The organism is Veillonella sp. T14073-2, from assembly GCF_002959875.1.
Taxonomy (GTDB): Bacteria; Bacillota; Negativicutes; order Veillonellales; family Veillonellaceae; genus Veillonella; species Veillonella infantium.
Genome location: NZ_PPDC01000001.1, coordinates 36,218 through 60,825, shown reverse-complemented (window position 1 = coordinate 60,825; position 24,608 = coordinate 36,218). Strand labels below are relative to the sequence as shown.

General features: G+C 40.5%; 22 protein-coding genes. All 22 read left to right on the top strand.

All coding sequences use genetic code 11. From position 1 onward, the window contains the following. Window positions 1-2: 2 nt before the first annotated feature. The 22 genes from hemC to VCHSUH04_RS00165 all read left to right on the top strand — a co-directional run bounded on the left by hemC (window position 3) and on the right by VCHSUH04_RS00165 (window position 24,588). Window positions 3-941 carry a hydroxymethylbilane synthase gene (hemC, locus tag VCHSUH04_RS00270; RefSeq protein WP_105084891.1) on the top strand — a complete coding sequence of 313 codons (939 nt, stop codon included), beginning with the start codon at window positions 3-5 and terminating at the stop codon, window positions 939-941. Further along, on the top strand, window positions 938-2,446 hold the full coding sequence (gene cobA, locus VCHSUH04_RS00265; protein WP_105084890.1) for a uroporphyrinogen-III C-methyltransferase: 1,509 nt from the start codon (window positions 938-940) through the stop codon (window positions 2,444-2,446). The genes hemC and cobA overlap by 4 nt, the downstream gene beginning before the upstream one ends. 9 nt (window positions 2,447-2,455) lie before the next feature. Beyond that, window positions 2,456-3,430, top strand: coding sequence for a porphobilinogen synthase (hemB, locus tag VCHSUH04_RS00260; protein WP_039969007.1), 975 nt, complete (start codon window positions 2,456-2,458; stop codon window positions 3,428-3,430). Between the two features lie 9 nt (window positions 3,431-3,439). Then, window positions 3,440-4,744 (top strand): glutamate-1-semialdehyde 2,1-aminomutase, encoded by a 1,305-nt coding sequence (gene hemL / locus VCHSUH04_RS00255; protein ID WP_105084889.1) that lies wholly within the window; start codon window positions 3,440-3,442, stop codon window positions 4,742-4,744. A gap of 91 nt (window positions 4,745-4,835) precedes the next feature. Further along, entirely contained in the window at window positions 4,836-5,297 is a 462-nt protein-coding gene (locus tag VCHSUH04_RS00250) for a helix-turn-helix domain-containing protein (protein WP_105084888.1), read from the top strand. A gap of 304 nt (window positions 5,298-5,601) precedes the next feature. Next, window positions 5,602-6,030, top strand: coding sequence for a hypothetical protein (locus VCHSUH04_RS00245; RefSeq protein ID WP_105084887.1), 429 nt, complete (start codon window positions 5,602-5,604; stop codon window positions 6,028-6,030). A gap of 56 nt (window positions 6,031-6,086) precedes the next feature. Beyond that, window positions 6,087-6,335, top strand: a complete 249-nt coding sequence (locus tag VCHSUH04_RS00240) for a hypothetical protein (protein WP_101928444.1) — start codon at window positions 6,087-6,089, stop codon at window positions 6,333-6,335. A gap of 75 nt (window positions 6,336-6,410) precedes the next feature. Further along, a complete protein-coding gene (locus VCHSUH04_RS00235; protein ID WP_105084886.1) occupies window positions 6,411-7,175 on the top strand; it encodes a DUF3969 family protein in 765 nt (254 codons plus the stop codon). Window positions 7,176-7,419: 244 nt separating this feature from the next. After that, on the top strand, window positions 7,420-8,187 hold the full coding sequence (locus VCHSUH04_RS00230; protein ID WP_105084885.1) for a M48 family metallopeptidase: 768 nt from the start codon (window positions 7,420-7,422) through the stop codon (window positions 8,185-8,187). 12 nt (window positions 8,188-8,199) lie between these two features. Further along, on the top strand, window positions 8,200-11,607 hold the full coding sequence (locus VCHSUH04_RS00225; protein WP_105084884.1) for a DNA polymerase III subunit alpha: 3,408 nt from the start codon (window positions 8,200-8,202) through the stop codon (window positions 11,605-11,607). A gap of 146 nt (window positions 11,608-11,753) precedes the next feature. Beyond that, the gene (gene pyk / locus VCHSUH04_RS00220; protein WP_105084883.1) at window positions 11,754-13,502 is read left to right on the top strand and encodes a pyruvate kinase; all 1,749 of its coding nucleotides are present in this window, start codon (window positions 11,754-11,756) and stop codon (window positions 13,500-13,502) included. A gap of 37 nt (window positions 13,503-13,539) precedes the next feature. After that, window positions 13,540-14,283 (top strand): Bax inhibitor-1/YccA family protein, encoded by a 744-nt coding sequence (locus tag VCHSUH04_RS00215; protein ID WP_105084882.1) that lies wholly within the window; start codon window positions 13,540-13,542, stop codon window positions 14,281-14,283. Window positions 14,284-14,294: 11 nt separating this feature from the next. Beyond that, on the top strand, window positions 14,295-15,206 hold the full coding sequence (locus VCHSUH04_RS00210) for a LysR family transcriptional regulator (RefSeq protein ID WP_105084881.1): 912 nt from the start codon (window positions 14,295-14,297) through the stop codon (window positions 15,204-15,206). A 400-nt stretch (window positions 15,207-15,606) separates the two neighbouring features. Next, on the top strand, window positions 15,607-17,028 hold the full coding sequence (locus VCHSUH04_RS00205) for a DASS family sodium-coupled anion symporter (RefSeq protein WP_105084880.1): 1,422 nt from the start codon (window positions 15,607-15,609) through the stop codon (window positions 17,026-17,028). A 105-nt stretch (window positions 17,029-17,133) separates the two neighbouring features. Next, window positions 17,134-17,403 carry a citrate lyase acyl carrier protein gene (gene citD, locus VCHSUH04_RS00200; protein WP_005385629.1) on the top strand — a complete coding sequence of 90 codons (270 nt, stop codon included), beginning with the start codon at window positions 17,134-17,136 and terminating at the stop codon, window positions 17,401-17,403. Continuing rightward, a complete protein-coding gene (locus VCHSUH04_RS00195; RefSeq protein WP_038117792.1) occupies window positions 17,403-18,368 on the top strand; it encodes a CoA ester lyase in 966 nt (321 codons plus the stop codon). The genes citD and VCHSUH04_RS00195 overlap by 1 nt, the downstream gene beginning before the upstream one ends. Next, window positions 18,358-19,905: a citrate lyase subunit alpha gene (gene citF, locus VCHSUH04_RS00190; RefSeq protein ID WP_105084879.1), complete on the top strand. Its 1,548-nt coding sequence runs from the start codon at window positions 18,358-18,360 to the stop codon at window positions 19,903-19,905. Before VCHSUH04_RS00195 ends, citF begins: the two co-directional genes overlap by 11 nt. Before the next feature lie 248 nt (window positions 19,906-20,153). Beyond that, a complete protein-coding gene (locus tag VCHSUH04_RS00185; RefSeq protein ID WP_105084878.1) occupies window positions 20,154-20,657 on the top strand; it encodes a hypothetical protein in 504 nt (167 codons plus the stop codon). A gap of 15 nt (window positions 20,658-20,672) precedes the next feature. Then, entirely contained in the window at window positions 20,673-21,548 is an 876-nt protein-coding gene (locus VCHSUH04_RS00180) for a DUF4261 domain-containing protein (RefSeq protein ID WP_105084877.1), read from the top strand. A gap of 28 nt (window positions 21,549-21,576) precedes the next feature. Beyond that, a complete protein-coding gene (locus VCHSUH04_RS00175; RefSeq protein WP_058948382.1) occupies window positions 21,577-21,933 on the top strand; it encodes a cupin domain-containing protein in 357 nt (118 codons plus the stop codon). Window positions 21,934-22,174: 241 nt separating this feature from the next. Then, complete coding sequence (locus tag VCHSUH04_RS00170) at window positions 22,175-23,488, top strand: MFS transporter (RefSeq protein ID WP_105084876.1); 1,314 nt, start codon at window positions 22,175-22,177, stop codon at window positions 23,486-23,488. A 203-nt stretch (window positions 23,489-23,691) separates the two neighbouring features. Next, the gene (locus tag VCHSUH04_RS00165; protein ID WP_105084875.1) at window positions 23,692-24,588 is read left to right on the top strand and encodes a hypothetical protein; all 897 of its coding nucleotides are present in this window, start codon (window positions 23,692-23,694) and stop codon (window positions 24,586-24,588) included. Window positions 24,589-24,608 lie beyond the last annotated feature (20 nt).

The following is a 24,608-nucleotide window of genomic DNA, read 5'->3' as shown; positions in this document are numbered from 1 at the left end:
CCATGAGAGATCATATTAGAATCGGCACGCGAAAAAGTGCCCTTGCCCTGTGGCAGGCTGAACATATTAGTGCAGAGTTACAACGTCTGTATCCAAACATTACGGTCGAGTTAGTTCACTTTAATACAAAGGGTGACCGTATTTTAGAAAAACCACTGGCTCAAGTGGGTGGTAAAGGGTTGTTTACAGCTGAATTAGAAGAAGCTATGCACAAAGGCGACATTGATATCGCCGTACATAGCTTGAAAGATATGCCTACAGAGTTGCCAGAAGGGCTAACCCTTGGTGCTATCTCTGCTCGTGAAGTGCCTTACGATGCGCTTGTGAGCCCAGAGTACAAAACATTAGATAAATTGCCGCAAGGCTCTCGTATTGGAACGAGTAGCTTGCGTCGCCAAGCGCAGTTATTACACGTCCGCCCTGACCTTAAGGTAGAGGTGATTCGAGGAAATGTACAAACTCGTTTGAGCAAGATTGAAACAGAAAAATTAGATGGCGTTATCTTGGCGCAAGCAGGGTTAAAACGGTTAGGCTTAGAAGACCAAATCACACAAGTCTTCACGGCTGATGAAATGATTCCTGCTGTTGGTCAAGGGGCGTTGGCTATCGAGTGTCGTGCCGATGATACAGAGATGCTTGAAATGCTGGCTCCTATTAACGATGAAGCTACGCGCTATGCCGTTGAAGGGGAACGCAGCTTCTTGCGACAACTAAACGGTGGTTGCCAAGTGCCAATGGGCGTACACGGCATTATCAATAAAGGTCAATTGACCTTGAAGGCCATGATTGCCTCTCTCGATGGCAAGACTGTATACGAAGGGGAAATCTCTGGTCCTGCTAAGAAGGGTGAAATCCTTGGCAAAAATCTAGCAAAAGCCTTATACGAAGAAGGTGGCAAACATATTGTGGATGCTCTCATAGAGGAAGGAATCATAAAATGACAGGTATGGTATATCTAATCGGTGCAGGCCCTGGCGATGTTAAACTCATTACTGTAAAAGGCCGTGAATGCATCGAAAAAGCAGATGTAATTGTATATGACTATTTAGCTGATGCACATCTATTAGAATGGGCGCGCCCAGATGCAGAGTTGATCTACGCGGGTAAACAATGTAAAGATCACACGATGCACCAATGGGAAATCAACGAGCTATTAGTTCAAAAAGGTAAAGAAGGGAAAGTCGTAGCCCGTTTAAAAGGCGGTGATCCACTCGTGTTCGGTCGCGGTGGTGAAGAGGCGATGGCTCTTGGCGAAGCTGGTGTACCATTTGAGTTTGTACCTGGCGTAACATCTCCTATTGCAGCCCCTGCCTATGCAGGCATACCTGTAACACAACGCGCTATGGCAACTTCCTTTGCGGTTGTAACCGGTCATGAGGATCCAACTAAAGCAGTATCTGGTATTCACTGGGAAGGCCTTGCTACGGCAGTAGATACACTTTGCTTTGTAATGGGGGTTGGCAATTTGCCTACCATTGCAGAAAAATTGATGGCTCATGGACGCCCAGCTTCTACACCAGTAGCGCTTGTTCGTTGGGGTACAAAAACGATTCAAGAAGTTCTCGTATCTACCCTTGAACATGTAGTAGAAGACGTAGAAAAGGCACAACTAAAAGCGCCAGCTATCATCGTAGTAGGTGATGTAGTTAATCTTCGTGAAAAATTACAATGGTTCGATAATAAACCTTTATTCGGCAAAACTATTGTAGTTACACGCGCTCGTTCTCAAGCTAGTGCATTCCGTGAAAAATTAGCAGCTCAAGGTGCTAATGTAGTTGAAGCGGCAGCTATTAAAACATCTCCGTTGGAGTTATTTGATGAAGATCGACGCATCATTAATAACACAAAACAATACCAATGTATCGTATTCACATCTGGTGAAGGGGTTCGTTACTTCTTCGATGCTCTGTATAAAGAAGGCAAGGATACACGTGCTTTAGGTAATTCTAAAGTAGCAGCCATCGGCTGTGCTACAGCTCGTGAACTTCAAAAATATGGTATCGTTCCAGATATTATTCCTGCAGACTATAAAGCTGAATCTGCTGTAGAGGCTCTTGAAGAAGAACTCAAAGCAGGGGACTCCGTATTGCTTATTCAACCAAAAGTAGCTCGCGACGTAATTCCACGCTCTTTGCGTCATCACGATATAGATGTAGATATCTTGCGTTTATATGAAACGACACAAGATACATCTCAACAAGAGGCTTTGGTAAATGCTTTAACAGAAGGCTCTGTAGATTACATTACCTTTACAAGCTCTTCTACTGTAACGAATACAATTCAATTATTGGGCGATGATGCATTGAAACTATTAGGCAATACTAAGATTGCTTGCATTGGACCTATCACAGCTGCTACAGCTATGAGTGCAGGTCTTAAACCAGCTGTTATCAGCGATGTATATACAACTGATGGCTTAGTCAATGCTATTATAAAGGACATTTAGGAGGATCACATGTACGATTTAACATACCGTCCTCGCCGCTTGCGTATCAATCCAGAAATGCGTGATTTGGTACGCGAAACGACACTCGACGTAACTGACTTAATTTATCCATTATTTATTGTTCCTGGTGAAGGTATCAAAAAAGAAATCGATACATTGCCAGGCCAATACCACTTATCCGTTGATGAAGCTGTAAAAATGGCTCAAGAGGTATATGATCTTGGTATTCTTGGCGTAGAAATCTTCGGTATTCCTACATATAAGGACGAACAAGGTTCCTCTGCATGGGATATGTCCCAACCTGTACAACAAGCTATCAAAGCCATCCGTGCAGCGGTGCCAAACCTATTGGTGGTAGCTGATGTGTGCTTGTGCCAATACACAACAACAGGCCATTGTGGCATGATTGATGATCATGAAATCTTAAATGATGAAACATTGCCATTGCTTTGTAAAGTAGCGGTAAGCCAAGCGGAAGCAGGTGCCCATATGGTGGCGCCATCCGATATGATGGACGGCCGTGTAGGTGCTATCCGTGAAGCCCTTGATGCGGCAGGTTATACTAATGTATCTATTATGAGCTATGCTGCAAAATACGCATCCGCTTACTATGGTCCGTTCCGTGGTGCCGTTAACTCTGCTCCTAAATTTGGGGACCGCAAATCCTATCAAATGGACCCAGCTAATCGGTTGGAAGCTTTCAGAGAAATCGAACTCGATATCGCTGAAGGTGCAGATATTATCATGATTAAACCAGCCTTGTCCTATTTGGATATCGTTCGTGAAACACGTGACCGCTATGAATTACCTGTAGCTGTATACAATGTGTCTGGCGAATATGCGATGGTTAAATCCGCTGCTGCAGCTGGTCTTATCGACGAAGAACGCCTCGTTATGGAAACAATGCTTTCTATGAAGCGCGCTGGTGCTAAAATCATCATTACGTACCATGCTATAGATATTGCTAAATGGTTACAAAAGTAAGGAGAAACCATGTTCCAACTCGGTAAATCTGAAAAGGCCTTTGAAGAGGCTAAACGTTATATGCCAGGCGGCGTAAACAGTCCGGTTCGTTCCTACCGCAGTGTAGGTTCTAACCCTCCGTTTATTAGCAGTGCTAGCGGCAGTCGTATTTATGATATCGATAACAACGAATACATCGACTATGTGTTGAGCTGGGGCCCTATGATTTTGGGCCATGCGAACCCTGAAGTTATCGCTAGCTTACAGGAGGCGATTCCTCGTGGCACTAGCTACGGTGCGCCTACATTGCTAGAAACAGAATTGGCTAAAAAGGTACAAGCCTTCATGCCATCTATGGAGGTTATCCGCCTCGTTAACTCCGGTACAGAGGCGACTATGAGTGCTTTGCGCGTAGCTCGTGGCTATACTGGTCGCGATCGCATAGTAAAATTCGTTGGTTGTTACCATGGTCATAGTGATGCACTTTTGGTGAAAGCTGGCTCTGGCCTTGCTACCTTTGGCGTGCCAGATAGCCCTGGTGTTCCTCAAGGTGTAGCAGAAAACACCATTACCTTGCCGTACAATGACTCTGATGCGGTTCGCAAGCTATTCGACGAGATCGGCGATACTATTGCGGCTATCATCGTAGAACCTGTAGCAGGTAATATGGGCTGTGTGCCTCCAGAACCAGGCTTCCTTGAAACCTTGCGCGAAGTGACTAAGGCTCATGGCGCAGTGTTGATCTTTGACGAAGTTATGTGTGGTTTCCGCGCTAGCAGTGGCGGTGCACAAAAACGTTATAACATCAAACCTGACCTTACATGCCTAGGTAAAATCGTTGGCGGTGGCATGCCACTTGCTGTATTTGGTGGCTCTCGTGAGATTATGAACCAAATTGCGCCAGCTGGTCCTATTTACCAAGCCGGTACATTAAGCGGTAACCCTATTGCCGTTACCTCTGGTCTTGCAACGCTTTCTATTTTGCAACGGGATCCAACTATTTTCAAACAAGTAGAAGATGCAACTATTGCCCTTTGTGAAGGATTTGAACGCTTGGCAGCTCAATACAATGTGCCTGTTGTAGTACAACGGGTAGGCTCCATGTTCACAATCTTCTTCACTGATAAACCAGTTAAGAACTTTGATGATGCAGCAGCGTGCAACGAAGAACAATTCAAAATGTTCTTCCATCATAACTTGAGCCATGGTATTTACTATGCGCCAAGCCCTTATGAAAGTAACTTTGTATCTATCTGTCATAAGAGCAGTGAAATCGAACGCACATTAGCCGTAGCTGATGAAGCTTTCAAAAAAATCAGTGATACACTACTATAAAAATGAGTGATACTCTACTATAAAAATCAGTGATACATTATTATAAAATATATAGTTTGTAGTTGTTTATGTATCGATGTAGGTGATGAACATGCAGTTTTATAAGAACTTAAAGCGTGCTCGCGTGCGCATGGGCAAAAGCCAAATCGAAGTAGCAAAGGCCGTAGGTATCAGTAATGCGGCGCTTTCAAATTACGAAACAGGGTATCGCGAACCAGATTTAGATACACTCTGTGCCCTGTCTCGCTATTATGGATTGACCTTGGATGAGCTGTTAGATGTAAATGGAGAACAACACGAGCCCATCTATGATCTCAGTCCTGTACTCAAAAATAAATACATCGCCTATAAAGGTGAAGTATTTGAGTTGAAAGACTCACAAAAACGTGCGCTCTTGCGCGAGCTAGATAATCTATTTACTAAATTTGAGAAATCAAAGGTAGAAGATAAAAGTAGCAAGCCAAAAACATACAAACATGGGAACCCACATATCAATCGAGTGGGCCTAGCCAGCAGTGCTGGAAGTCTGGCAGCACGACGAAATATAAAGTAGTGGAATAGACTACTTTGTATATTGAGTGGAACATGTTTATTTGAACAACTGAATTAGAGCAATTATAAAAGCACCATCTATCTTAATAGGAAACGACACATAAGTCGGACCTAGGTAGATGGTGCTTTTCTATTGCCCTAGTGCAAATGCCCGTGCTAAAGCTCTGGCAATCTTTGTTAAGGCTAACTATAAAAATAAATAAAATATAACAATATTAAAATATCAGTTGGTGATATAAGTTAGTTTAATATATAATTGAAATATAGAAGTGAATTGAATATTAACTAGTCTTAAAGGAGACATTATGAAAGTATGGAGTGGTGTAAAATCTATATTAGATCGAACACCTTTTAGGGTAAAATTTTATATTGGTTTTATCTTGTTCGGATTCTTCATAATGGGACTTGTTACTTTGCTTGCGTATATTAATAGACCGGGACAAATACAAAAACTAACAGTATATGAGCAAAAGTTAGTAGGTATATCTGCGTATAAAGTAGGTGAAGAGCACTTTGCTACAGGTAGAAACGGACAAATTTATGTTTTTAAAAATACCTATAAACGTGTTACTTTGGAATCAGTAAAGAATATACTTTCAGAAGAAAAGATAAACTGGCGTGAAGTAAATAAGAGTCATATTATAGGATATGATTTAGATGATAATATTTGGGTTGATATTACTCATGATATAAACACAAAGGATGTCATCGTTAAATTAGAAAAAGATAGGTAAAGTTAATATTATATTTAGTATGTATCATTTTAACTATAAGGAGATTTAGTGTATAAATGGAGTTTTTTGATTCTTTACTAAATTTATATAATACTAATTATGAGGTTAAAGATACAATTCAGTCTATAGGTCTTACTATTGCATTTCTTTGTATCCCTGAGTTGATTGGTAATCATGATAGCATAGAATCTTTTACTCCGGCTAAGCCTATAGTGAGACGTGTAGTAAGGATTATTTTAAGTATCCTTTTGATTTTTGCTATATTTACTTTGTTGGGGTTGCTGATGGATAATGGACTATTATAATTCACTAAGTAAAACGGGTTAATGATGAACGTATAGATTTTAAGCTAGAATAAATTAGTGGACAGAGGTATAACTATGATTTATTTTAAAAATAAAAAATGTTTAGATACATTTTTAGTGGTCTTTATATTAGGTGCTGTTAAGGCATATAGACGAAATTATATTGATTTGACCATTCTAGAATATTACATATTTAGTATGTTAATTCGATTAATGTGCAGAAAAGCACATCTGTCCGATAAACTGTTAAATATTATTGGAGATGGGATGAGTTTAGAGGATGTTGATGAGTGGATGGCTCGTAGGATTCCTATACCACCATTAAATGATACGTTAGATGATATTGAATGCAGTAGTTGGATTGCTTTAATAGAACGGGAGTTAGAGGGTAATACTTTATCTGAAGCGTTAAAGATTTCTACACATGATGAAGAGAAGCTCGGTATCTATTTCTTTACCGATTATGTAGAGGATATATTTTGGGCGTTGTTTTTGTTAGGATTATATGAAGTCTTACAAAAACCTGAATTTATTTCTGAATCAATCTTAAGTTGTATTAAACAGACCTATTTGTCTGAAATATATACGTGTGAACGTATTCAGAATGAAGATCTTCAAGCATGTATTTCCAATTTACAAGAGATAGCTGATACTAATATATCAGGGCAATTAAGTAAAGATTTAATTACTATGAAGGCAAAATTAGCATCATTACAGGTATTATTACCATTTTATGATGTGAGTTCTGACAAGTTAGAAACAGGCATTGATTTAAAAGCCACTAAAGGGATGTTCTGGCAGATTAAAGTTTCAGGGAAGTTTATAGACTTGGGATTATAGATTCTAGAAGATTGTTGAGTTGGTTCTATACTTATGATTATTTTTAATTTTGGGATTAACCTTTATTAACTTCTATCCTTAATAATATTTAGTGTTAAATGTTATAAGCTTATTTTAATGACATCTATACCTTTCATAAGAGATTGGTATAGGTGTCATTTTTATACTAAAAACTAATAAAAATCAGTATTGATTAAAATCGAAGTAATTCTATTAAAATCACCAGAATTTTACGTTTTTATGAGTGTTTTATGATAAAATAAAAGGTATGAATACTTCAACAACTAGGTCTATTACCTATAATGGCAACAGAATTGAATATGAGTTAACCATCAAGCGTGTGAAGAACATGAACATGCGCATTACAAAGGATGGCGTGATCCATGTGTCGGCGAATGCGTATGTGCCGGATTATAGGGTGGACAAGTTTGTTATCGAGAATATGCCCTTCATTGAGCGGGCTCGTTATAAGATTGATGCATTGAATGCCAAGCGCGTCGATGCGTTACAGTATGTGAATGGTGAAAGCTTATCAATCCTCGGTATTCCCGTTACATTGCGCTTAGTTGAGCAGGACGGAAAGCCTCATATTGGCTTTGATGGTAAAGCCATCCTTACCATGGTAGTGCCTCGTGGTACGACCTTTGATACGAAGCATAAATTAATGCAAAGTTATTGGCGTAATTTAGGGGAGAAGGTTTTTGTCCATTGGGCAAAGGTTGTGTATCAACGCTACCACAAGCAAGGTATTGATGTGCCTATGCCAACCATAAAACAGCAGCGTATGAAGAGTCGTTGGGGTTCTTGTACGCCAGCCAAGCAGCTCATCAAGATGAACACCCGTTTATTAGAGGGGCCACAGGCGTATATTGAGTACGTTATGATTCATGAGTTTGCTCATTTTAAATATTTAGACCATTCCAAGAACTTTCACAATCTAGTGGCACAGTTTTTGCCAGATTGGAAGGCTCGTAAGAAGTCATTGAACGTGTATTTTGCTCATCGCCCTTAAAGGAGGTGTACCATGCAGCCATTTGTACATTTACATAGTCATACAGAATTTAGTTTGCTGGACGGCATCAGTCGTTTGCCTGACATGGTACGTCGTGCGAAGGAGCTAAATCAGCCGGCCCTTGCCATTACAGATCACGGCAATATGTACGCCGCCATTTATTTCTACAAAGAATGTATGGCCCAAGGCGTTAAGCCTATCATTGGTTGTGAAGTATATGTAACGGAAAACAGTCGATTCGATCGTCCCGAAGGTCGCAGCCGTGAAAGATTAAAACATCTTATCTTGTTGGCGGAGACAATGGAAGGGTATCGTAATCTCGTAAAAATCGTGTCTAAAGCATCGACAGAAGGTATGTTGTATCGCCCTCGTGCAGATCGCGATTTATTGCGTCAATACAGCAAGGGTATAATTGCCCTCAGTGCGTGTATTCAAGGGGAAATTCCTCAGTATATCTTGCAAGATAATATGGAAGGTGCCAAGCGTTCCATCGAATGGTATATTGAGACCTACGGGAAAGATAATTTCTTCTTAGAAATCCAAAATCATGGACTACCAGAGGAGGCAAAGGCTCAAGAGGAGCTCATTAAGCTCAGCAAGGAATACGGTCTTGGCATCGTAGCGTCTAATGATTTCCACTATGTCTTAAAAGAGGATGCGGACGCGCAAGATATTAAGGTATGTATTTCTACAGGCCGTCGTCGTGCCGAGGTAGACCGTTTAAAATTCCCTAATGATGAGTTCTATCTAAAATCTGGGGATGAGATGGCGCAGTTATTCTCACATATTCCTGGGGCCATCGAAAACACTTTAAAAATTGCAGACCGCTGTAATGTAGAATTCAATTTCGACGAACATCACTTACCACACTTTGATGTACCAGAAGGGGAAACGTCTAAGACTTATTTACGTAAGGTTTGTGAACGAGAAATCCCACGCCTTTATGGTGAGACCTCTGAAGAGTTACAAAAGCGTTTAGACTACGAGTTAGACGTTATCGGTACGATGGGATTTGAGGACTACTTCCTCATCGTATGGGACTATGTACGCTATGCTCGTGAGCACGATATCTTAGTAGGTCCAGGCCGTGGTTCGGCGGCCGGTTCTGTAGTAGCCTATCTACTTGGAATTACAGGCCTTGATCCATTAAAATACGATTTGCTCTTTGAACGATTCTTGAATCCAGAGCGGGTAAGCATGCCCGATATCGATATTGACTTCTGCTATGAAAAGCGCAGTCAAGCTATCGAATATGTAACGCGAAAATACGGTCAAGCTCGTGTATCCCAGATTATTACCTTTGGTACTGAGGCAGCGCGTGCCGTTATCCGCGACGTAGGCCGCGTGCTCGACTTACCACTGGCTGAGGTAAACCGCATTGCTAAGATGATTCCCAACGAATTGGGGATTACCTTAGATAAGGCTCTACAAGGCAAAGAGTTAAAGGCTTTATACGAAACCGATTCAAATGTTAAAGAGTTATTTGATTTTGGTAAAAAGCTAGAAGGCATAGCGCGCAATTCGTCCACTCATGCAGCGGGTGTCGTAATTTCTGCAGACCCTCTAGATGACCACGTACCGGTACAAAATGCCAACGAAGAAGGCTTTGTTACACAGTATGATAAGGATAACATCGAGGAACTAGGCCTCTTAAAGATGGACTTCTTGGGCCTCCGTACCTTAACGGTTATGGGGGATGCCTTAAAGCTCATCAAGGCGAACCGTGGTATCGACCTCGATTTAGATGCTATTCCACTCGATGATAAAGCGGCGTGTGATATCCTCACAAAAGGCGACACCTCTGGTGTATTCCAGCTCGAGTCGGAAGGTATCACCAAGCTTGTTATGGACCTTAAGCCTGAACATTTTGAAGACTTAATTCCGTTGGTAGCCTTGTATCGTCCGGGCCCACTAGGCTCTGGCATGGTGGCGGACTTTATCGACCGCCGTCACGGTAAAAAAGAGGTTACCTATTTACATCCCATTTTGGAACCCATATTGAAAGACACCTTTGGGGTAATCTTGTACCAAGAACAGGTTATGCAGATTGCGTCCGCCATGGGTGGTTTCTCCCTTGGTCAAGCGGACTTGATGCGCCGTGCCATGGGTAAGAAAAAGGAATCTGTTCTAAAGGCGCAGCGCGAGTCTTTTATTCAAGGTTCCATAAATAATGGTATAGAAGAGTCCATCGCAAACGAAGTATTCGACTTACTCGTATACTTTGCTGGCTATGGCTTTAATAAATCACATAGTGCGGCTTATGCGTACATCGCATACCAAACGGCGTATTTGAAGGCCCACTATTTCCCAGAATTCATGGCTGCTACCATGACGAGCTTCATGCAGAATATGCAAAAGTTGACGTACTACATTAATGCTTGCAAGAAGCACAATGTTAAGGTGTTGGGACCAGATATTAACTATTCTGAACGCAGCTTCGCCGTGCAAGGTGATGCTATTCGTTTCGGCCTTGGGGGCATCAAGAACGTAGGGGATAATGCCATCGATCGCTTGATTCGCGAGCGCAATGAGCACGGCCTCTATACGGATATCGTAGATTTCTGTAAGCGAGTGGACAACAAGGTTGTTAATAAACGACTTCTTGAAAGTCTAATTCGATGCGGCGCCATGGATGGTTTCAAGGAAAACCGAAACCAATTATTGCACATGTATGAAAGCGCTCAAGCCGTAGGTGCTAAAGAGCAAAAGGATGCCGCTATGGGTACCATGAGTCTTTTTGGCGATATAGAGGAGTCTGTAGATTTCATCCCTGTACCGAATGTGGAGGATTTATCGGAAGACGATAAATTAAAGGATGAAAAGGAATATACAGGCTTTTACATTACAGGCCATCCATTGCAAGGCTATGCGAAGGAGCTAGAGGGCCTCTTTGAACTGGGTGCTCTCGTAGAAAATCCAGAGCAATACGATGGACAAACCATAACCTTTGGGGGCTTGATTGAAAATAAGACGGACCGTATGACAAGACGGAACGAGGTTATGTCCATTCTTCGTATCGAAGATTATTCTGGTGCGGCTAATGTAGTGGCGTTCCCTAAGGTCTTTAGTCAAAGTCAACAGTTCCTTGCGGTCGATATGATCGTTAAGGTAAAAGGCCGCGTTGATGCGGATGAAAAGGGTGTGCAAATTATTGCAGACCGCATTATGCCGTTAAAGGTAAACTATAGTCAGGCGAAACATGTGGCTATCCATATTTATAGCCAATATGACACGCCAGAAAATAGTGAGGCTTTAAAACGGGTGTTAACTAGCACCGCAGGCTCTGTACCAACATCACTATACTTACACCGTCAACGGAAACGCATTAACTTGCCACCGAACATGTGCTTTGATCCTAGCGATGAATCCATCAAGGCTATTGAAGCTATATTAGGTGATGGCTCCGTAGAGGTGCAATAATATATGCATAAGTAGATATTAAGGCACGAATAAATATATTTACTACTTAATAACTTATGTTGCGTGAAGCACAGCTAGCTTTCACCAATATTACTACAATAAGAAATGAAAGATTTAATATAGAAATTGCTTTCATAGGAGGAAAGATGAAACGTACAAAAATCGTATGTACTGTAGGTCCGGGAACGGATAAATTTGGTATTTTAGAAGATATGATGCGAGCGGGTATGAACGTGGCTCGTTTTAATTTCTCTCACGGATCTCATGAAGAGCAAGCAGAGCGCATGCAAATGGTGCGCGATGCGGCGATGATTGTTAATAAACCAATCGCATTATTGCTCGATACAAAAGGTCCTGAGGTTCGTCTCGGTCTATTTAAAGAGGGCAAGGTATTCCTTGAAGCAGGTCAAAAGTTTACATTGACTACCGATGATGTGGAAGGTACAAAAGAGATTAGCTCCGTGAACCACAAAGGTCTTGTAGGCGACGTGTCCGTAGGGGATAAAATCCTCTTGGCTGATGGCCTTGTAACACTTAACATCGATGCCATCGAAGGAAATAACATCATTACTACTGTTCAAAACAGTGGTGAAATCGGTAACCGTAAACGGGTGGCTGTGCCAGGTGTAGCGCTTAGCTTGCCACCTGTATCTGAACAGGACGAAGCGGATTTACGCTTTGGCTGTCAACAGGGTGTAGACTTTGTAGCCGCATCCTTCATGCAACGCGGTAAGGACATTGTAGCCATTCGTCGCATTCTTGAGTCTGAGAAAAAAGATATCAAGATTATTGCAAAAATTGAAAATGCAGAAGGCGTTAAAAATATCGATGAAATTTTGGAAGTAGCGGACGGCCTCATGGTGGCTCGCGGTGACCTCGGTGTAGAAATCCCTGCCGAAGAGGTGCCTGTACTTCAAAAAATGATGATTGAAAAATGTAATGACTTGGGTAAACCCGTTATTACGGCAACCCAAATGCTGGAGTCCATGATTCAAAATCCACGTCCTACACGGGCGGAAGCAAGTGACGTAGCCAATGCCATCTTAGATGGTACGGATGCGATCATGTTGTCTGGTGAAACTGCAAATGGTGCTTACCCAGTAGAGGCGGTTACGACTATGACACGCATTGCTGAGGTAACAGAACAAGCTGCTATTTACGATAGCAAAAGCCGTGCTCGTCAAGATGTGGATATGACGACTACCAGTGCTGTATGTTTAGCAAGCGTGCGCATCGCTCAAAACCTTGGGGCTGCTGCTATTTTGACATGTACTGAATCTGGTCATACGGCGCTTAGCACTGCTCGTCATCGTCCGGCTTGCAAAATTATTGCTGTAACACCGCATGAAGAAACAATTCGCCGCATGCAATTATGCTGGGGCGTAGAGGCTATTAAAGGTCATGAAATCGTTAACTCTGATGAAATGGTTAAACAAGCCATAACAGGTGCTCTTGGCACAGGGGCCATTGAGTCTGGTGACTTAGTTGTGGTAACGGCTGGCGTACCATCTGGTGCCACAGGTACTACAAATATGATTCGCGTTCATATTGCAGGCCAAGTACTCTTGTCTGGTAATGGTATTTTGCGTAAATCCGTTACAGGCACTGTATTCATTGCAGCTAATCATAAGGGCAATTATGAAAGCTTCAAAGATGGGGACATCCTTGTGGTGGGCACAATGGAACCTGAATTGATGGCTATTGCAAAACGTGCAGGAGGTATTATCGCTGTTGAAGATGGTTATACCTCTGACAGTGCTATTGCAGGCATTACCTATGGCATTCCTGTAATTTTAGGCGCGAAAAACGCTCATGAAGTACTTTTAGAAGGCCAAGAAGTAACAATTGATGGCGAACGAGGCAAGGTATTTGCAGGTATTGCTAACGCTCGCTAGTTTTAGTAAAAGATAATTAAATATAAGGAGGGATAGTATGAATCCATATAATGTAACAGGTCCTACTGCAACTGAGGTTGCACAGGTTGAAAGTATCGTATCACAACGATTAAAAGGCTCCTTCTTGTGGATGGTTGTAGGTTTACTTACTACTATTGGTGTTGGAGTGGCCGCGTTGGCAAATCCTGATTGGTTACGCTTTGCGTACCAAAACTTTAATATTATCCTACTCGTTGAACTAGGCGTAGTATTCCTATTTAGTGCTCGTGCATATAGTGCTAATGTTATGACTTTAAAAGGCATGTTCTTCCTCTATAGTGCGTTGAATGGCCTTACATTGACACTTATATCCTTGAGATATAATGTATTTGAAGTAGTTATTCCAGCGTTAATCGGCACGTTAGCGTTCTTCATTGGCTTTGCTATCGTAGGGGCTACTACAAAACGTAACTTATCATCCCTTACACCGTATGTAATGGCCGCTTTGTTCGGTATGATCATCGTATCCTTGGTGATGATGGGTGCTCGCTACTTTAACTGGGCTGTACTCAGTGGCTTTAGCGACACTGTTAGCTTGGTTCTAGGTTATGTAGGGGTTGTAGTATTCTCCATATTTACAGCTATCGATGTGAACCGCATTAAAAATAATGTGACACAAGTAGCGCTCTTGGAGGATGAAACCATTTTAGACCGCATTGAAATCACAGGTGCTTTGAGCCTATACTTGGATTTCATTAACTTATTCTTATCCTTATTGCGCATCTTTGGCAATAAGCGATAAAAGGAGATATCATGGACGATAGAGAATGGCAAACCTTTGTAACCGTTGTGGATGAAGGTAATATTACAAGGGCGGCAGAAAAATTATTTTTATCGCAACCGGCGTTGAGTTATCGGTTGCGCCATATGGAAAAAGCCTTGGGCCATTCTCTGTTGTTGCGTACTGCTGAAGGGATTGCTCTTACGGCTCAAGGCGAGATATTTTATGACTACTGTAAGAGAATGATGCAAGATCAAGAGGCTTTAGAAAATGCCATGAACTCAGCGTCTGGTAAGATTCAAGGGACTTTGAAAATTGCGTCATCTATTAACTTTGCAGACTATGAACTACCAGCTTTGTTGAAATCCTTTCGAGAACAATACCCTGATGTGCATATTCAAGTTAAAACTGCTTTCAGCCATCAAGTGGTTAAGATGTTTAATACTGGTGATTGTATGGTTGCCTTTGCTCGTGGTGGCTATGATGTGTCCGGTAAGTCTGAATTACTACTAGCTGAACCGTATTGCTTGGTCTATAAAGAATTGGTGCCACCGGAATCACTGGAGAAGGTACCGTTCATTAAATACCAAACTGATGCATCCGTAGCTAATATCATTGAAACCTGGTGTGCGGAACATTTTGAAGAACCACCGAGTGTTGCAATGGATGTAAACTCTATGAGTACATGTCGTCACTTTGTGCGCGCCGGTCTTGGTTGGTCTATCTTAACTTATATGGGACTTGGATCTTGTAAGGATAGAGATATCTATGTGAGTCCATTGCGTAGTAAAGATGGTAAGTACATTAGTCGCGATACGAACATGGTGTACACAAAGGATGCAGAAAATCTAGTAGTAGTAAAGACATTTATCGAGTATGTCCGCAATTACTACAAAGAACACACTGTTGTAGATGATAGTATTTTTAGAGAATATAAATCATAAGAATCCTTGAGATAAAGAGAATCTATGAGATTGTATCACTGTTTATCCATGCTATTTCAGCATTGGACTTTTTCGATATAATATCTCATAATGAAAGTGTCTCGAAAGAGCAAGGCAGTACCATGTAAGTGCATGTATACCCCCTTTGGGGACGTATACATGCACTTTTTTCATTTTGGGCTGTAAATCTATGCTCAAAATGCATAAAAAGTATGATTGGTAGATATAAAAGTTTTTATAACCCCTATAAAGGTAATCTATTATTCATAATTCTTTTTAGCATATATAATGAGTGTAGACAAAGACTCCTAGAGTTCAATAGATGATAGTCGCGTATCACGAATCTTTAGGGGAGTGTTAGGATGATATACATGCCTATGTTTTTAAGAAAGGAATAAACATGGAAAAATTCTTAAAACTAGCACTTATCGTGCTAATTCCAATTATCCTCTGGTTTACAACTCCACCAGCAGGGCTTTCTGCGGAAGCGTGGCGCCTCTTAGGCTTCTACATTGCAGGTATCGTAGGTTTGATTTTAAAACCATACCCAATTCAAATTATTTTATTAGCTGTATTATCTGCTTCTGCATTATTCTTAGACAATGCAAAAGATATCTTGGTAGGCTATGGCTCCACAGCATTGTGGATGATCATCGCTGCGTTCTCTTTGAGCGTTGCGTTTGGTAAAACTGGCCTTGGTCATCGCGTTGCATACCATTTGATTAATGCATTCGGTTCTACTGTATTACGTCTTGGTTATGTAACAGCACTTCTTGATTTAGTATTATCTCCAGCTACACCTTCTAACACAGCACGTGCGGCTGGTATCGTATATCCAATCAACTTATCCATTGCTGAATCCATCGGTTCTTATCCTGGTGACACTGCTAAACGCGGTGGTTCCTTCATCTTGATGAATGGTTATTTCGTAACAAAAATTACATCCTTCATGTTCTTAACAGCAATGGCTCCTAACGTGTTGGCGTTGGACTTTGTTACTAAAATTACTGGTCTTACTATGAACTGGGTTGAATGGGCATTAGCATTGGCCTTACCTGGTCTTATTATGTTGATTTTTGTACCACTTGTAGGTTACTGGATTGATCGCCCTGAAGCAGTAAAAATTGACAATAAGAAATTAGCTGCTGATGGCCTTGCCAAATTAGGACCTATGAAAATGTCTGAAAAAATCTTGGCTGTTGTATTCATTCTTGCTCTTCTTGGTTGGGCATGGCCTTCTATTGGATATTTTTTCCCAGCTATTGCTTTTGATTTGAGTCCTACAGCAGTAGCATTAGTTGCTATGACTATTGTGTTCTTTTCTGGTATCATCACTTGGGATGACATGGTTCAAACTAAAGCTGTTTGGAATACATTCATCTGGTTCGGTGCTATCCTTGGTTTATCCACTGCTTTAACAAAAGCTAAATTCTTTGCTTGGCTTGCAGCATTTATGCAAGCAAACTTGGCACTCGATGTATCTCCACTCGTAGTTGTATTGATTCTTTCTGCTATTAGCGTAGTCATTCGTTACTTATTTGCTTCCAGTACTGCATATATTGCATCTATGCTTCCAGTATTCTTAACTGTAGGTATGGCGGCAGGTGCAAATCCTGTTATGTTCGGTCTTGTGTTGCTTGCAACAAATGCATTTGGTGGTCTCGTAACTCACTATGGTGCATCTCCTGGTCCAATCATCTACTCTGCAGGTTACAATAACTTGAAAGATTGGTGGACTGCTGGTGCAATCTTAGCAGTATTGAGTTGGATTCTACTCTTTGTAGTAGGTATCCCTTGGTGGACTTTCATCGGTATGATTTAATCACCATATGATTTTATAATCAATATTGTTTTAACGGCACGGACCAGACATTCGCGACACGTCTGGTCTTTGCCATTTGATATATTTTTAGTGAAAGGATGCAACATGGCACAATTAGTAAAAGCTGCACAAGCTGGCTTCGACGAAAAAAATGATGCATTAGTAACGGTTGAACCGATTGCTAGCGGTATCGAAATTGAATTAACATCCAAAGTTATCCGCCAATATGGCGACCAAATTAAATCAGTTATCTTGAACACAGTGAAAGAAGCTGGTTTTGACGGCGTAAAAGTAATTGTACAAGATAAAAATGCTTGGGATTACACAATTAAAGCTCGCGTATTAGGCGCATTGGAAAGGGGGAGCAAAGCATAATGGCTAACGATAAAACATTCCCAGAAGTTAAAACAAATCCATTAACAGAGGCTGCTAAAAAACGTTTGTCTCGTTCCATGATGTTCGTACCTGGTAATACACCTAAAATGATTAACAGTGCTGATATTCACGGTTCTGACTCCATCATGATCGACATCGAAGACTCCGTTCCTGTAACAGAAAAAGATACAGCTCGTCTTTTAACTGCAGAAGCTTTGAAATCTCGTAAATTCCGTGCAGAAACAGTTGTTCGTATCAACCATCCTACACAAACTCCTTACGGCTATGACGACCTTGATGTAATCGTTCCAGCTAAACCTGATATGATTCGTTTACCTAAAACTGAAGATGTATCTGAAGTTGAAATCGTAGCGAAGAAAATTGAAGAAGTAGAAAAAGCTAATGGCTGGCCAGAAGGCACAATCAACATTATTGTAGCTATTGAATCTGTTCGTGGCTTGTACAATGTTCGTGAAATTTGCCATGGTCCTCGAGTAGTAGCTATTGCTCTTGGCGCTGAAGACTATCGTGCTGACCTTCGTACAGGTAAACATAAACCAGCTGTTGAATTGTTATTCGCTCGTCAAACAATTCTTCACGCAGCACGTGAAGCAGGTATCCGCGTAATTGACACTGTATTCTCCGACGTGAAAGACCCTCAAGGTTTCCGCGAAGAAGTTGAATTCATTAAAGCTTTGGGTTACGATGGCAAATCTTGTATCCACCCAAGCCAAATTAAAATTATCCACGAAGTATTCACTCCTGACGAAAAAGAAATCGCTCATTCTGTTAAGGTATTGAACAGCTATGCAGATGCATTACGCAACAATAAAGGCGTAATCTCTGTAGATGGTAAAATGATCGATGGTCCTATCGTAGTTCGTGCACAACGCGTTGTTGATAAAGCACGTGCAGCAGGCATTAAAGTTGAATTAGAGGAAGGAGCAGAATACGATGTTAAATAAAGTAGGTCGCGATATCCCAACAAATATCCCAGCACTAGAAGGTCGCGAAGTATATCAAGGTGAATTCGCCATTGAACCTAAAGCTCATCGCGCAGGTAAACCTGTACACATGAGCCGTGTGGGTACTAATAAAGTACTTGCTTCTATTGACGAAGCAATCGAAAAAGCTGGCGTAAAAGATGGTATGACATTGTCCTTCCATCATCATTTGCGCAATGGCGACTATGTAATGAAAATGGTTATGGAACGCGTTCAAGCAAAAGGTATTAAAGACATTACAATTGCGTCTTCTTCCTTGTCTCCATGCCATGAGTTCTTGGTAGAAATGATTCAAGACGGTACTGTAACAGCTATTGAAACATCTGGCTTGCGCGATCGTCTTGGTAAATTCTTAACTCAAAACCCAGGTGTATTGAAACGCCCTGTAGTGATTCGTTCTCACGGTGGTCGTGCTCGTGCTATCGAATCTGGCGAAGTTCATATCGACGTAGCTTTCATGGGTGCTCCTACAGCTGACCCACGTGGTAATGCTACTGGTCGTATGGGTAAATCCGCATGTGGTGCTCTTGGTTATGCTAAAGTTGACTCCCATTATGCAGATACAACTGTTATTATCACAGATAACTTGGTTGACTATGTACACAACTATGCAATCCCTCAAACTGACGTAGATTATGTTGTTGAGGTTGAAAGCATTGGTGATCCAGAAGGTATCGCTTCTGGTGCGGTAGGTTTCACTAAAAACCCTATCCAAATTAAAATTGCTGAATTAGCTGGTGAATTCCTTGACCAAGCTGGCATCATTAAAGATGGCTTCGTATTCCAATTGGGCGCTGGTGGTGCTCCATTGACTGTAGCGAAATTCATTGCTGAAAAACTTCGCAAACGCGGTGAAGTAGGTGGCTTCGCTATCGGTGGTGCTACTGGTATCTTGACTGGTATGCTTGAAGAAGGCTTAATCCGTGCCATTTACGATACTCAAACATTCGATACTACTGCAGCAGCATCTTTGGATAAAAACCCTGCACACATCGAAATGTCTGCTTCCATGTACGCTAACCCATGGACTGACTGCACTACAAACTACCTAGACGTAGTATTCCTTGGTGCTACTGAAATCGACCTTGATTTCAACGTAAACGTAATGACTGACTCCAACGGTGTATTGATGGGCGCTTCCGGCGGTCACTCCGATACAGCAGCAGGTGCTAAATGCACAGTTATTACTTGTCCATTGATCCGCGGCCGCTTACCAATGATCCGTGATAAAGTAGCTACTGTAATTACACCAGGCTCCTCCGTTGACGTACTTGTTACTGAATACGGTATCGCAATCAATCCAGCTCGTACTGATTTAATTGAACGCTTCAAAGATAGCAACTTGCCTATCTTCACAATTGAAGAATTACAACAATTAGCATTCGACTTAGTAGGTAAACCACAAGACATTCCTGTGTCTGACAAAGACGAAGACATCATCGCAATCGTAGAATACCGCGATGGTTCCATCCTTGACGTGGTTCGTAAACCTCTATAATTAAGTAGTGCTGAGAGTTCGAGGGAAACCGTAACAGGTAGGCCATCGGCTCATCATCCTATGCTGATTAGATAATATAAAGACCCTCTCCATAGTTCTCGGACTTATGGAGAGGGTCTTTTTGTAGTTATAAATGATTTAGTGTTAATTTTAGATACAGGGTCAAAACTTAATGAGATAAAAATGGTACATAGATATAGTTATACTTTTACTATAAGAAGATTGGAGATCTTTAGGAGGTAGTTTCTATGTATCGTTGTATTGCTAAGTTAGAGATTGACCTAGAGGGGCTAAGTGAGTTTTATAGTGATGTAAGCGAATATGAAACACTAAATATGTACCAAATAATATCTGCTTGGTTACAGGATGATTTAGATGGACCTAATCCTGAAAAAACGGTGTTCGGTGTATCAGAATATGCTTTAGATTGGATGTCTGTGCTACCAGGGGACACTTCCTATCGTAACCTATTTGATATGGGAAATTGCAAACTTGGTAATCATTCTGAAAGTATTGATTATTTATATGCGCGATTTCTACAAACCTTGGAGAATAATAAGACGTTTGAACTTGAGTATGAGTCATTATCTTTAGATTATATAATCGTGATGCCACAGTATATCGATATTACGCTAACATGTAGTAGAAATATAGATTATTTATTATTTATGAAACAGTGGTTACGTAATTGTAGTACTTATAAACATCTGATATACTATAAAGTGAAAGATATATTTTACATTATGTTTTAATTTAGGAGAGCGTGTATGACTCAAGTATTTAAACAAGATCTAACAGATAACTCTGTTCGCCCTGGCGGTTTGTTTTTCGTTGAGTTATTAATGCCAAAGCAGTGTGATATGCCTAATCGAGATACAATGGTAGAGGTATTCACAAAGCATTTAGGTCCTGTTGATTGCTTTAGTTATGGCGTTGAATCTGCTGGTTTTGCACCTCAGAATTATAAGGTTCATTACGAGGATAACGATGCAGATATTTCACCAACCTTGATGGTGACGAATTGTGAAAAAATCGACAAACCTGTACTAGATGATTTTACACGTAGTCAGGTTTGGGATTGTCCAAATGTAGATGACTTGCTAGATGAGTGCCAATATAGAGTATTTGCTACAGACATGTTAGCTTCGGGTTTAGAACCTAAAGAACGAGCTGATATGCTCGTGAAATATGTAGATGCGTTGTTAGAGTTATATCCATCCTGTAAGGCCGTTGTCTTTGGTCCATCTCGTAAGTTCTTAAGTCGAGAAACCATTGAAAATCATCCTGATAAAGCTGTAACACGTTTTATTTATTATGCCGTAAATGTGCGATATTTTAGCATTCAAGGCACAGATGACATGATGGTTGATACGATAGGTATGAACACCTTATTCTACCCTGATTTGCAGTATCACTTTCACGGTATGAACCCCGATGAAATTGTAAATCATGCGTATAGTGTATTGTATTATATCTTTGAGCACGATAATCCTATTGATGACGGGCAAACGATTGCAGGCTTAGAAAATGGAGATATGAATCCAGATATTAAATGGGCGGTTCAGTATGAGGACTCCTTAATTCAACCTGTTCGAACTGTTATAGATATTAATATGGGAGAATATGCATCGGGTACTCGTTAGTTGTTAATCGATGAAAGGTGTGAGCATTATGAGTAATCAACGTATTTTTGACATGGAACTTGTGAAAGTTGAAAGTTTGGAGAAAGCTGTTAGGACTCCATTTTATCAAACTGATTCCACAGGTGGCTCAGTATGGGTTATTAAACCTGGGCAAACCTTACCAAAGCATTACCATCATAACTCTGATGATATATGGGTTATATTGCAAGGTAAGGGGGTATTTTATCCAACGCCTGATACAGAGGTGCCTTTTACAAAGGGACAAGTTATAGTATCTAAAAAGGGTGAATGTCATGGCGCAAAGAATACTGGGACAGAAGATGTTATCTTTGTAAGTATCGTTGCTCCTGTGCCTGCTGATTATGATCCTGTTAGTACAAATTAATATGAAAGCACTTTATAGTATTTTCTTATCTTGTGATAGAGATATATTTATACTATAAAGTGCTTTTTGTTTTATACAGTCATTCCTAGCAAATATCCTTTTTCTATTTTTAAAGGCTATTATTTTGGTGTTACTATTCCTATTTGTTATTTCTATATTCTATATAATTCCATTGACAGAGGACTTTTGTTTTCTTAAGATAGTAAGGTATGTAATATCTTAAGTAGTAGAAAGGAATTATATGAACTCATCTACACCAGAGCCTCAAAGTGGGGCTATCGACGTTAAGGGCTTTACGAAACGGCGTATGCTGCACGTAATCCTACCACTATTTATTGTTTCTATTATTGCCTTTTTAGATCGTGTTAACATTGCCTATGCAGGTTTAACGATGAAAGAAAATTTGCCTTGGCTGACACCAGAGGTATTTGGTATGGGCGCCGGTATCTTCTTTATAGGCTATGTTTTATTTGAAGTTCCTGCATCCCTAATCGCTGCTCGCTGTAATGCTATGCACTGGGTAGCACGTATTATGTTTAGTTGGGGCATTGTATGTGTCCTCATGACGACTATGACTACAGTGTGGGAATTCTACCTGTATCGATTCCTCTTAGGCTTGTGTGAAGCGTCCTTATATCCAGTAATTTATTCCTTGTTGATTCCTAATTGGTTCTTACCAAAGGAGAGGGCAAAGGCGATTTCCTTAATGCTCACATCCTTATTGTTCTCTAATATTATTGGTGGCCCGTTAGCAGGTGTATTGCTAGATACAACGTTCTTTGGCTTACATGGGTGGCGCACACTCTTCATCGTAGAGGCATTACCTGCTGTAATCTTTGCTTTCATTTTCGCATTTTGGATGAAAGAAAAACCAGAACAAGCTTCTTGGGTAAGTGATGCAGAAAAAGCGTATATTAAGGCAGAGCTTGAAAAAGAAGAGCAACAAAAGCAAGCTGTAAAGAAATATACTACATGGCAAGCTTTAAAAGATCCAAAAGTATTACGTTTAGCGTTAATTTACTTCTTATGGGTTATCGGGTTCTGGGGCTTTAGTTTCTGGATGCCTCAAGTTCTTAAAAGCTTATCTGGTTGGCCGCCAAGTGTAGTAGCATGGTCTATTGCTATTCCAATGACTGCCGCATTACTCGTGCAAGTATATTGTGGTTATTCCTCTGAAAAGCGCAATGAAAAACGTTGGCACGTTGCTACTACATTGTTCATTGGTACAATTGGTTTCTTGGCAACACCACATAGTTCATCTCCAGAAATTAGCTTATTCTTTATCTGCTTAACTGCTGTAGGTGTTTACGGTGGTATGGGTGTGTGGTGGACCATGCCAACAACCTTCTTATCCGGTGCGGCAGCAGCGGGGGCGATGGGCCTTATTAACTCCTCTGGTAATATGGGTGGCTGGGTAGGACCATACATGCTTGGTTTCATCAATGGTCACACTGGTAGCTTTACTTACGGTTACTATGTAATGGGGGCTTGTATGTTCCTAGCAGGCCTACTAATCTTGACATTACCTAAATCTATGGAACACAAAGAAGACTAAGTATAACTTCATAAATTATGTAATTTACAAGTTATGACAATTGTTATTAACATATGAAAATTACAAATTGAAACGAGCTATATCTCTAATGCATTCACATTGTAACGAATGTATGAGGTATAGCTCTTTTTCTTTAGTAATGATGTTGTTTTATGTATAATAAAAGTAATAGAATCTACAGGATAAAATTAAGAGAGGACAATATGTATAGAAAGTTATTTTTAGTGGCCATATTAACAACTTTTACACTAGGCGTATCTGTAAATGCGATATCATTACATGATCCGACGGGTGAAGGTAGAGCTGCCTTTGAGAAAATTGCAGTGTACAACCGTGACATTGTTAAAGTTTCAGGTCCTTATGATTCATGGGAGTTAGCCGTTAAAAATTTAGGACGCGCTAAATATATTGATGATTTACAACAATATAAGGCGATAGATAACTTACAGAGTCAATTGAAGCCTATGTTAGGCGGTTATTATGTATCAGCTTATTACGTAGATTCTAATATTCTCACTCATGACGATGGTAGTATTAAAATAAAACCGAGTATTGATGAAGTAGGTGAGACTAAATATATCATAGAGTATAAGACTCAAGAGCATTATGTTGATTCAATATTATGGAATCCTTTTGTAGAGAAAGTTATTACAGTAGCAGATCCGATTATTTCTTATGAGAATCAGTATGGAACGGGAAAACTTATAGTTGTGACAGCCTTTGGATATCAAGAGGATGTTCAGGGTTTTCCAGATAAGGGACTTATAGCTGCAAATAAAGCTTATAAGGCTGCTGAAGATACGTTAGTTAGTAGAGTATTGGAATTAGGCTGGGTTGATACATCTCGTGAAGCAGAGTTACGAGATTATTTAAATACAAATGATGGTGTTCATAAGGGGTACACTTTGGATGCCATGGGCTTTGGTGTTATGGCTCAAAAAGATCTCTTCCTTTATATAGATGATGAAGGTAATTTCCATCATAGGCACTATTCTGTTGTGCGTGAATGGGAAAAATCCTATGATAAAAATTTTAGTTTATATAAGTACATTCCTCTTGATAAAAAGATAAAAGCTATTACTGTGATTCAAACGGATTAAGGCAGATATAATAAAAAGCC